Source organism: Nostoc spongiaeforme FACHB-130, assembly GCF_014698475.1.
Lineage (GTDB): Bacteria > Cyanobacteriota > Cyanobacteriia > Cyanobacteriales > Nostocaceae > Nostoc_B > Nostoc_B spongiaeforme.
The window spans coordinates 22,534-34,641 of record NZ_JACJTB010000010.1 but is presented as its reverse complement, the minus strand read 5'-3'; the positions used below and the strand labels follow the sequence as shown (position 1 = coordinate 34,641).

At 41.3% G+C, this 12,108-nt stretch carries 6 protein-coding genes; 2 read left to right on the top strand and 4 right to left on the bottom strand.

Features of this window, described 5'->3' with window-relative positions; all coding sequences use genetic code 11:
- Window positions 1-18 precede the first annotated feature (18 nt).
- Window positions 19-1,062, top strand: coding sequence for a glycerate kinase (locus H6G74_RS10425; protein WP_190967601.1), 1,044 nt, complete (start codon window positions 19-21; stop codon window positions 1,060-1,062).
- A 160-nt stretch (window positions 1,063-1,222) separates the two neighbouring features.
- On the opposite strand, the gene H6G74_RS10420 is transcribed toward H6G74_RS10425, so the two are convergent.
- From H6G74_RS10420 to H6G74_RS10405, 4 genes are all read right to left on the bottom strand, one after another.
- The gene (locus H6G74_RS10420) at window positions 1,223-2,206 is read right to left on the bottom strand and encodes a response regulator (protein WP_190967600.1); all 984 of its coding nucleotides are present in this window, start codon (window positions 2,204-2,206) and stop codon (window positions 1,223-1,225) included.
- Window positions 2,203-6,906, bottom strand: coding sequence for a PAS domain S-box protein (locus tag H6G74_RS10415; RefSeq protein ID WP_190967599.1), 4,704 nt, complete (start codon window positions 6,904-6,906; stop codon window positions 2,203-2,205). The genes H6G74_RS10420 and H6G74_RS10415 overlap by 4 nt, the downstream gene beginning before the upstream one ends.
- An 829-nt stretch (window positions 6,907-7,735) precedes the next feature.
- Complete coding sequence (locus H6G74_RS10410) at window positions 7,736-9,193, bottom strand: protein adenylyltransferase SelO (protein WP_190967598.1); 1,458 nt, start codon at window positions 9,191-9,193, stop codon at window positions 7,736-7,738.
- Window positions 9,194-9,252: 59 nt separating this feature from the next.
- Window positions 9,253-10,122, bottom strand: coding sequence for an endonuclease/exonuclease/phosphatase family protein (locus H6G74_RS10405; RefSeq protein ID WP_190967597.1), 870 nt, complete (start codon window positions 10,120-10,122; stop codon window positions 9,253-9,255).
- 548 nt (window positions 10,123-10,670) lie between these two features.
- Here H6G74_RS10405 and H6G74_RS10400 point away from each other — a divergent pair.
- On the top strand, window positions 10,671-12,050 hold the full coding sequence (locus H6G74_RS10400) for a CmpA/NrtA family ABC transporter substrate-binding protein (RefSeq protein WP_190967596.1): 1,380 nt from the start codon (window positions 10,671-10,673) through the stop codon (window positions 12,048-12,050).
- The last annotated feature ends 58 nt before the right edge of the window (window positions 12,051-12,108 follow it).

Here is a 12,108-nt window from a genome sequence, read left to right as displayed (position 1 = left end):
TTTTGAGGAAAGTTATAGATGTATTCTTGGCTGCGGAAAATTATAGCAGATGAGGTCTCAGAGTCAACTTGGCAGCAGGCAAAAGCCGCAGCACTAGATGATATATCAAAGGCGAAAGCGTTTGGGATCACATCGGCAAATGTGGATATGATGATCCAAGCCCGATCGCAGTTACTCAAATCTGTACTGCCTGATTTTCGGCAATTTTGCCAAACTAACTTGCGAGCCGACTATGAAGCAATGTTAGCGGTGTTGTGGGATTTATGGCTACCTCTGGGAATGAAATTAGCCGCACATCGTCAAAGCCTCAACCGTCCTTTGATTCAAGGAATTTTAGGAGTCCAAGGTACAGGTAAAACTACTATGTGCCAAGTTTTATCCTTGATTCTCCAGCAGTTGGGATACCGCAGTTTAAGTTGGTCATTAGATGATTTATATAAAACTTATAGCGATCGCCTAATTTTATTACAGCAAGACCCCCGCTTGATTTGGCGGGGGCCACCAGGAACCCATGATGTAGATTTGGGTTTAAATGTTTTAGAGCAAATTCGTCAAGGCAAAACTTCTGTTACTGTTCCTCGGTTTGATAAATCACTTTATGCAGGCGCAGGCGATCGCACCACTCCCGAAATTGTTACCAATATAGATATCGTATTATTTGAAGGTTGGTTTGTTGGTGTCCGACCGATCGATCCCAAAGCCTTTGAAATCACGCCACCACCAATAATTACCGATGCAGACAAAGCATTTGCTCGTGACATGAATCAGCAACTGAGCAATTATCTGCCATTGTGGGATTGCTTAGATAGCTTGATTTTGTTGTATCCTACCGATTATCGCAGTTCTTTAGAGTGGCGCAAACAAGCAGAACAACAGATGCTAGCGGCTGGTAAATCGGGAATGAGTAAATCACAAATTGAAGAATTTGTCAACTATTTTTGGCGATCGCTCCATCCAGAATTATTCCTCAAACCGATGCTGCGATCGCCTTCAGTTGCTGATGTGGTAATTGAAATTTGTCCAGACCGGACTTTTGGGGCAGTTTACCAAACTGAGTGCTGAGTTGTGAGTGCTGAGTGCTGAGTGCTGAGTAATAAACTATTTACTTCTACCTTCTGCCTTGGAAGGATGGTGAAGAAATCTTTCCCCCCACACTCCCCACACTCCCCACACTCCCCACACTTCCCACACTCCCCACACTCCCTGCCTCCATACAAAAATATCATGCACCCCAACGGGGAAGAGAAAAATTAGCAGATACTTGCTTGGTAGACTGCCGAAAGCGATCGCGTCCTTCGATTTTGGCTTGATATAAAGCGCGATCGGCGGCAGAAATGATATCTTGAAAGTCAGAACCAGGTTGAGGGATATCCTCGGCGACACCAGCACTAATGGTTACATAACTACTAACTTGGGAATTGCAATGGGGAATTGCCAACTGCCGCACCACCGAGCAAATTTTGTCGGCTAAAATCATGGCTCCTTCGATCTCGGTTTTGGGTAGAATGACAGCAAATTCTTCACCACCATAACGAGCGACTAAATCGGCGGGACGTTTTACACTATCTTTGATAGCTTGTGCGACTTTTTGCAGACAGCGATCGCCTGCCCGATGTCCATAGGTATCGTTGTAAGATTTAAAGTAATCCACGTCACATAAAATCAAAGATAACGGTAATTGCTCTCGCGCCATTCGCTGCCACTCTTGGGAAAAATATTCTTCAAACTTTCTGCGGCTGGCAACTTGAGTTAAACCGTCAATTGTGACTAGTCTTTGTAATTCTTGGTTAGCGGCTTCGAGTTGTTGTTGTAGCTGAGATTGTTTAATTAAGCGTTTGACTCGCTGACGCAACACAGGCCAGTGAATTGGTTTAGTCACATAATCAATAGCACCTGCATCAAAGGCATGATCAACTGATTCTTGATCTTCCAATCCTGTAATCATTAATACTGGTGTATGCTTGCCTGGCTCGAAAGATTGCAACCGCAGACAACACTCAAATCCGTCCATACCGGGCATAATGGCATCTAGTAATACTATCTGGGGTTGCAGCTGCTCAAACAAAATTAATGCTTCCACACCATCACGGGCTTCAGCAATTTGATAGCCTTCTCGCTCTAAAGCCAGTCGTAGTTGGGTACGAATAAACGGTTCATCGTCAACAATTAAAACTAGAGATTGGTTTTTTTGAAAGATATTTGTCACAATCCCGCCTCCAGTTCCACTTGCAATTCTGTTTTGACTTGCTCATACTCTTGCTGAAGTTGTGACAAGATGTCTGCACATCCTGAAAAATCATGACTTCTGCCTTTAGCTTCTAACTGCTTACACAGTTGGCTAAGATGGGTTGCGCCTACAGAAGCACTACTAGATTTGAGTTTGTGAGCAGTCTTCCACAAAGTTTCAGCATCTTCAGCTACCACAGATGCTTGAATTTCTTGGATGAGTTTGGGGGCTTCGGAAAAATAACAGTGCAGAAGTTCCTGTAATGCCGCCTGATCTCCTGCTAACATCTGACGCAAAGACTGCAAAACTTTGTGATCAATTGCAGATATTGCTAAATTTGGCGTTTTGGGTAGGCGGGGGCTGAAATTTTGGATTTGTCTTGGTGGTGCTTTAATCAACGCGCCGGGCTGACATTTACTCAGGGCTTTGACTAACTCTGCCATTTGTATGGGTTTGCTGATGTAATCATTCATCCCCGCCGCCAAACAAGCTTCGCGATCGCCACGCATAGCGTTGGCTGTGATTGCAATAATATAAGGACGAATACTCGCTGCCCATTGCTGAGAAATAATTTTACTGGTTTCTAGTCCATCCATTTCTGGCATGTGAATATCCATCAACACTACATCATAGGGTTGACGTTGCAAGGCTTGAATCACTTCTCGCCCATCTGCCACCACATCTGCTTGGTAGCCTATTTTTTGCAACATCAATATTGCTACTTTCTGGTTTACCAAGCTATCTTCCGCCACTAAAATTTTCAGAGGGATTTTTTTTGCTAAATCAGCATCATACCCAGACGGCTGAGAACGAACAGTATCAGCTGTTAGCAAGCGATCGCCACAAGTATGAGTCAAAATATAGTGGAGTTGGGATTGTTTGATTGGTTTAGTTAAACACACTACTAACCCCAGATCATCAAATTCTGGACTGAGTTCTGGAGAGCCTAAAGCAGTTAACAATATCAAGGGTAGATTTTCTCCCCCAGGCTGTTGCCGAATTGCCTGCACCAGTTGAAGTCCGTCAATGTTTGGTATGGGTAGATCAAGAATGGCAACATCAAACTCAATTCCCTGTGCCAGCAAACCTGAAGCAGTCTCTCCAGATTCAGCAATATATGTTTGCATTTGCCAAAACTGCACTTGCAAGCTAAGTATTTTACTGTTGGTAGGATGAGCATCCACAATTAACAACCGCTTACCAGCCAACTGAGTCAAAGCAGTTGTGTTTTCTCGTGATCCTGCATCGGTTAAAATTTTGCTGGTAATGGTGAAGTAGAAGGTAGAACCATCATCAAAGGAAGTAGCGGAAACAGGCTTGTTACTCTGCCATCCAGGATCGGGATGACCACCAATACAGCCACGACTCTCCATCCATAAACTACCATTCATCATCTCACTCAGGCGTTGGCTAATCACTAGTCCCAGTCCTGTACCGCCGTAAAGTCTCGTCATTGAGGGATCAGCTTGGGTGAAGGGTTGAAATAGCCGTGCCATTTTTTCTGGGGTGATCCCAATGCCTGTATCTTGGATGCTAAAGAGAATTGAGCAGGTAGTTTCCTGATTTTGAGTTTCTATGTAGTTGGCGTAGACGGAAAGTACCACTTCTCCTTGTTGGGTAAATTTAATGGCATTGTTGAGCAAGTTCATTAAAACTTGGCGCAAGCGGGTGATGTCACCAATGATTTTTGTGGGAACCTGGGGATGAATCAGGTAAATTAGTTCGATTTGTTTTTGGGCGGCTTTGGGCGCAAGAATGTCAATGACTTGTTCTACACAAGCTTTTAAGTCAAAGGGTTTTTCTTCGAGTTCTAGTCTGCCCGATTCTATTTTGGAGAAGTCAAGAATATCATTGATGATGGTGAGTAAAGCATCGCCACTAGTATGCACTGTTTCTACAAAGTCGCGCTGTTGGAGAGTCAAGTCTGTGTCTAATAAAAGTTCTGTCATCCCAATGACTGCATTCATAGGGGTGCGAATTTCATGACTCATCATGGCCAGAAATTCACTTTTGGCGCGGTTGGCGGCTTCGGCTTGACGTTTTGCTTGTTCTAGGGCAGAGTTTTTTAGGGAGAGTTCTTGGCGTTGGCGGGTTTCTTGTTCTAATAAATGGGCTTGGGCGAGGGCAATACCGACTTGGGCTGCGACTGCTTCTAGTAATTCAATTTCTGCGGTTGTCCATTGGCGAAAATAGCTGCACTGATGTAAGCCGATCGCACCGTTAGATTCTCCTTGATATGATGTGCGGACTGCTAACATGGACTTTACGTTCATGTTACGACATATTTCTTGTGCTTGTTGAAGTAAAGGATCGGCATATACATTATCAGAAGCGATCGCTTTATCCTCACGCATCATCTGTTCGGCATGGGGATTACCAATGACAGCAATTTCCACTGTTTCCTGACAAGTGTAGGTGGGAAAATTATTATACTCTGCAACCAAGGGTATATGGGGTGTGGGTTCACTAATATAAGCGTGAATCAGGCAACGTTCCACTTGAAATGCTTGGCCAATTTGGACGGCTGCGGTGGCAAAGATGGCTTTACTATCCAAACTTTGCCGGATTTGCTGGGTGATTTGCTTTAATAGCAGTGTTTGATGCAATTGTCGTTGCAAGGCTTGTTGGGCTAACACTCGTTCTGTGATGTCATGGTTAAAACTCACAATGGCAATGGGTTCGCCTTGCTCATCTTGTAAGAAAATCACTGTGGTTTCACAAATGCCTTGACCGCCATCTTTGCGGATAAATTCGATTTCCCCAGACCAACGGCCATGTTGGTGAATATCTGGCAAAATCTGGGGTACTACTTTGGCAAAGGCGGCTGGTGTATACAAAATACTAGTGATTTTGCCTAAAATTTCCGCTTTGCTATAGCCAAACATCCACTCAGCAGCACCGTTCCAGTCGATAATTTTGCCAGTTAAATCGGTGATGATTACGCCATCGTACATATTTTCAAAGATCAGGGCTTGGCGCTGTAAATTTAATTCGGCTTGTTTGCGATCGCTAATGTCGGTATGAATGCCAATAAAATGAGTTAGCCTGCCAGTCTCATCGTGAATTGGGGAAATACTCAATTCATTCCAAAATAAGCTGCCATCTTTGCGGTAGTTCCGCAACAAGACTTGGCAACTCTTACCTGTTTTCATTGATGCTTGCAGTTGTTGAATTGCTGGCTGTTGGGGATCTGTACCCGGCAAAAAGGCACAGTTATAGCCAATAATTTCTGTTGCACTATAACCTGTGATCATTTCAAAGGCCGGGTTGACGTAGATAATTGGTTGATTAGGCAGTCTCGCATCTGCAATTGTAATCCCATCACTAGCCGCCGCTAAAGCACGTTCCCGTAATCTTAAGGTTTCTTCTACAAGTTTTAAATCGGTAATCTCAAACATAAACCCCCTAAGTATCACGGGGGTTCCAATGTTTTTGACCACATTCACAATGTTTCGCAACCACACAACTCGCCCATTGGCGGTTAACATTCGGTATTCAAATTCCCGATTTTCTCCCTTGGCTACGGCTTCTTGATAAATTGCCATCGCTTGTTCACGGTCATGGGGATGCAGATGATTTAGCCAAAAATTTTCTTGATACCATTCTTCTATGGGATAATCTAATAAAGTTTCTACCTGTGGCCCTACATAGATAAATCGCCAAGTTTTGATATCGAATTCCCAAGGAATGACTTTGACGGTTTCGAGTAATTCTCTGAGGTGGGTTTCACTAGCGCGTAAGGCAATTTCGGTTTTTTTCTGCTCAAAAATGCGGTTAGCTAGTTCTTGATTGATGCTGGCTATGTGCTGATTGCGTCGTTCACTACTCTGAGCAAAATAAATCAATAATGCTAATGTGCCAGCAATTATTAGCCCAGCAACTAAAACAACTAATAGCAGTGGCGATCGCAAGGTAGTTAATAATTCTAAAGAAGGATAGACTATCAGTTGCCAGTTGACTCCATATAATTCCACACTGACTGTTTTTTGCCAATCTAATAGCTGTGTTGGCAATAAATTCTGTCCGTAAATTAACTTGCCATTCTCCAAGATTTGAATTTGATAACCTTGGGGTAAATGCAATATTGAATTTATTAAGGATTGAACTTGAAAAATGCCTACAATCAAGCCATCAAACTGCTCACCAATCCACAGGGGTAGGTAAGCAAAAAATCCTGGCTTGCCTTCAAAAAACTCAAATGTCGGTGTAAAAATTGTTTGGCGACTGTTGCGTGCTGTTTCTAGTGCTATGCGGATTTGAGGTGCTTGGCTGCTTGCTAAATTCTGGGCGATTTTATGGTTGACTTCGGGTACAGTCCATTGCAGACGCAATAATGGCTCAATCCACCCCAAGGCTTGATAGCCACCAAAATCTTGTATGTACGCTGCTGCTTCAGTTCGCCAATTTTTCCGATCTAAAGTCTCTTGCAGTTGCCAGTGTTTTCCCATGCGCTCTAGTGCCAGAATCCGCATATTTACTTGGGCAGTTAATTCGGTTTTAATGGCGATCGCTTGTTGTTGAACCATCTGCTGAATATGATATTGCTCTTCAACCACTAGCCTCTGCCAAAGCACAATTACTGCAATTGATACAACAATCCCCACTAGTAATGGCAGCAACTCTCGTTTGCTGAAAATTTCTCTTGCTGGAAATTGATGATATCTGTGCTGCCTAACCACTTATTCATCCTCTAGCAATTTCAGCATTTGTTTGTATGATTATTACTGCATGATTAAAATTATGAATATTTATTTTACAATATAGACATTTTTTAAAATAGAACTTTTTTGTATTTTTGTAATCCAATAATTAAATTTTGCTTACATTTTTCTGGCTGTAACAATCTAATTTCACTCTAGAAATTAAAATAATTTATTTTAAACAAAAAATATTCACAAATTTTTATTATTCGCCGTTGATATTTTTTATTTTTGTTAAATTTGGCATTTTGGCAACAATATCTGTCATGTTGTTAACCATATACTTGATTAATTCAACCAACTAAACCGAGAAACTTGAGTTTATCAACTTGATAATTGCTGTTGAATTAAAGAGTGAAATATGACATACAAATTTAAGAGTGAAGACCGAAAATCACTAAAAAAATCGTCTTGATGTCTGGCGCATTTACTAAATAATTTACCAGATTACTCGAATTTATCATACCTAAATTCATAGATTTTGAGCTAGAAAGCATAACAATAAATTTTGTAGTGAATCCTTAGCTTTCTACCGCATTGATTTGGAAAATACTGTAGCATTAATAACAATATACATATAGGCATCTGGCTTAATTTCCGAATTTAGTTATGTAGTTAGGGAGTAGGGAGTAAGTAAAGAGCATTTTTTTGGGTGTATTGATTTTTCAGAAATCAGATTTGATATTTGTACCTCAGAATTCAGGAGTCAGAAGTCAGAATATTTGGTAAATCAAGCTTGTTCTATACTATGATTCATGACATTGTGACCATTTCTGACTTCTGGATTCTGTATTCTGAATACTTAGTTTTATTGTTTAGTTTGAATTTGATGAATCAAATCTCTAAAATATTGCCAGTCATCTGCATCAATTATTGGTTGCCAAATTGATTCAATTACAGGTCTAAGTAGTACAGTCTTAGGATTATGCTGAGATAAATTTTGGGCTATGTTTACCATCTCATCTAAATTAAAATGATTTAAAATTTTGTGGTAGAGTATGCACCAATTATCAAAAATTGCTGAAGTTCCTGTAGCTGGTGCAATTTCTGAATTGTTAAGTACGCCTGCTGGGTCATCTCGCCATTTAGCAGAAAAAGTCCTAGCCATTTCAAAGAAAAATAGATGATAACCAACTTGACTTTCTTTCAAAAAGGCAATTGTTAATTCTAAAAGCTCATCAGCTTCGGGATGGTTTAACTGCTCAAAACCTAACTTCTTCAACATTAAACGGCGATATTCTGCACCATAATAATGATCAAAGCTGGCTAATCCCGCTTGCATATCAGCCATATCAATAATTGCCTTTAATGGTTCTTGCAACATTTCTAAATTCCATTGGCAAATACCTGGCTGATGACCGTAACAATAGCGTTTGTAATAGTCGAAATATGCCGCAGTAAAATAGGGGTCGTAGGTGGGGATAAAAGCATAAGGGCCATAGTCAAAACTTTCCCCAGTAATCGACATATTGTCAGTATTCAGCACACCATGACAAAAACCGGCAGCCATCCACTGCGCCACTAGTTCAGCAACTCGCTGGACTAACTCTGCATAAAATAAGGCATATTTATCTGTTTGATTAACTAAGTGGCGATAGTAATATTCAATTACATGGTCTAAGAGCTTTTGAGTTAAATCAGGACGCTGTAAATAATGGAATCGCTCAAACGTACCGAAGCGAATGTGAGAACTACTCATTCTCACCATGACTGAGGAACGGGTGGGGGAAGGCTCATCACCACGCCACAAAGATAAACCAGTTTCAATCATGCTCAGACAGCGTGAGGTACGAACTCCCATTTGATGTAAGGCTTCGGCGGCTAAAACTTCCCGCACCCCGCCTTTGAGTGTCAGCATTCCATCACCACCACGAGAGTAAGGTGTTCTACCAGAACCTTTAGTCCCGAAATCGTATAATTCGCCATCGGTAGCGCGGACTTGACCGTAGAGAAAGCCTCTACCATCACCTAGTTGCGGGTTATAGGTACCAAATTGATAACCGTGATAGCGCAGTGCTAATAAAGGTTTGCGTCCTTGAAATTTGCCAAAGGCGGTAATAAAATCCTCATCGGTCACGACTGGAGGATTTAGGCCTAAATCAGATAACAGTGCATTATTCCGCCAGCGCAAAATATGTTGGGGAAATTCCTCTGCGGCTACTTCGTCGTAGTAATCATCACCCAAAGATTCTAAGGCTGGTTCGTAGTTGAGGGTGAGCAAAGGATTAAGAGAATTTTCTTGGTTGGGAGTTTCAGCCAGAGTCATTACGCGCCAATTTAAAAGGATTATTCTCTTCATCCTACCTCTGACATCAGCAGAGGGTGTTATCTCGTTGCTTTGAGAACTGCATAAAGACCAAAATGATCGGATGGATAGATTTTCTCTGCTGTATCTGCGACTGGTTCACAAGCAAACAAGTCAATTGACTGCGGTTGCCAATCATGGTTTTGACTCCGCAGTAAAATGCGATCAAGCCTCACTGGTATTCCCTGTAAACTCATCAATGTTGCTAAGGCGTTGCGTTGGGGGTCAAAGGTGTAACCTGGTGTATGGGGGTTGAGTTTTTGCCAGATATCGATATATCCAGCATTTGTTATTATGTCTTCTTGTTCGTTACCGCGTGTATTGAAGTCACCAGCTATCAAGCTATTTCCTGGTAGGGTTTGGAGATATGCAAGTATGGTGGTTAGCTGATGTTGGCGTTTTTCTAGGGCATTTTGAGAGCGATCGCTTGTTAAATGCACAACGGCAATGTGCAGTAATTGACCATTAATTTCATAACTCCCTACCAATACCCGCTTGCGTCCCAAAAATTGATGCTCAACCAATGTAAAAGGCAGACGCGATAACAATAAATTACCGTAAGGTCGTACTGTGGCGGCTGTGCTGGATTCCGAAATGTAGTAATTGCGTACCCAAGGTTGCGATAAAAGTAACTCTAGTAAGGTTGGTGTCGCTTCTTGAATAGCAATAATATCGGCCTTACATTGATTTAACTCCTCAATAATTGCGGGTAATCTTTTTTCGGTGGCGATTTTATCTTTTTCGTAGAGGTCACAAAGGACGTTAAAGCTGGCTATTGTCAAAGTTTCTACATTGACGGCGGCGGCTTTTTTTGTGTATGGTTCCCAGCCTGGGATAGTGTAATTATAAACGGGTAGCGACGTGAATATTTGCTTGGCTTGTTTTGACATCTGCGCTCTTTCTTGATTATCTATAGACTTAAAGTAATCGTTAACATCAGTAATTATCAATTATTCCAATTACATCTTATTTTGCAGACAAAATATATGTTTTAGACAATAGTACGCATAAGTAATTATTGATGATTTATGGCATAAATTAAGTTTCTCCACCGTAATCATTATATAAAGGTAATTGTTACCATCAATAACCCCCGATACATTGCCATTATTCGTTGACTTTGCCGCCCATAATAAATTTTTACTTATATGATCAATCTAATATTTATTTAAGAATTATGGTTTAGAAGTTAACCAATTTGACGTTAAAACCTGTAAACTAAGTTTCAACGAATTAAGTGATCCCCAGCTCAACCTCTGAAACCCAAGTAATTATTTCTAGTTAGTTATATCGGACTTTGATTAGGAATAATCAGTTTGAGTTAACTAGTTTGAATATAGCTCGAAATTATTTTGTAATGACCACAAGCGAGATTATCTTCGACTTGCGTTAATTGTCATGCCTAAAAAATTTTAAATTCACTTTTGAGGAGACATATATGACAGAATTTTTTAACCAAATTTCGCGGCGAAAATTTATCGTCACAGCTGGGGCTTCTGCAAGCGCGGTGTTTCTGAAAGGCTGTTTAGGAAACCCCCCAGATAGCGTGACTGGTGGTAGTTCCCAGTCAGCGCCTACTGCTCAAAATGTGGCAAATATTAGCCCAGACCAAGCACCAGAAACTAAAACTGTAAAATTAGGATATGTCCCAATTGTAGAAGCAGCACCATTAATTATTGCCAAAGAAAAAGGCTTTTTTGCTAAGTATGGGATGACTGATGTTGACCTTTCTAAACAAGCTTCTTGGGGTTCTGCGCGGGATAACGTTGAAATTGGTGCTGCGGGTGGTGGAATTGATGGTGGACAATGGCAAATGCCCATGCCACATTTAATTACCGAAGGTTTAATTACTAAGGGAAATCAAAAAATCCCGATGTATGTGTTGGCGCAGCTAATTACACATGGAAACGGGATTGCGATCGCCAGTAAACACACTGGTAAAATTGGTCTGCAAGTTGCTCAAGCTAAGTCTTTATTAAAAGAACTAAAATCCTCTACACCCTTCACCGCCGCCCAAACCTTTCCTCATGTTAACCAAGACTTTTGGATTCGTTATTGGTTAGCTGCTGGTGGTATTGATCCTGATGCAGATGTCAAACTACTGACTGTCCCGGCGGCGCAAACTGTCGCCAACATGAAAACCGGGACAATGGATGCGTTCAGCACTGGCGACCCCTGGCCTTACCGCATTGTCAAAGATAAAATTGGCTTTATGGCGGCGTTAACCGCAGAGATTTGGAAGAATCACCCAGAAGAATATTTAGCCATCCGGGCTGACTGGGTTGATAAAAATCCTAAAGCCACCAAAGCAATTTTAAAAGGCATTATGGAAGCGCAACAGTGGTTGGATAACTTTGACAACCGCAAAGAAGCAGCGCAAATTTTGGCTGGGAGAAATTATTTCAACTTACCGACACCGGAAATTTTAGCTGAACCTTTCCAAGGTAAATATGACATGGGTGATGGTCGCAAAGTTGATGATAAATCAATGGCTGCTTATTACTGGAAAGATGAAAAAGGTAGCGTGTCTTATCCCTACAAGAGTCATGATTTGTGGTTCATTACTGAAAGTGTGCGTTGGGGATTCTTGCCGAAAGATTACATTGCCAATAATGCAGCGAAGGCAAAAGAACTCATTAATAAAGTTAACCGCGAAGATATTTGGAAAGAAGCAGCAAAAGAAGCAGGTATCGCGGCGGCGAATATTCCTACAAGCACATCTCGCGGCGTAGAAGAATTTTTTGATGGGGTGAAATTTGATCCTGAAAATCCTGAAGCATATCTCAAGAGTCTCAAGATTAAAAAAGTAAGTGTTTAGTCATTGGTCATTAGTCAATGGTCAATAGATATATAATTAGCGGTTCATTAGTCAATAG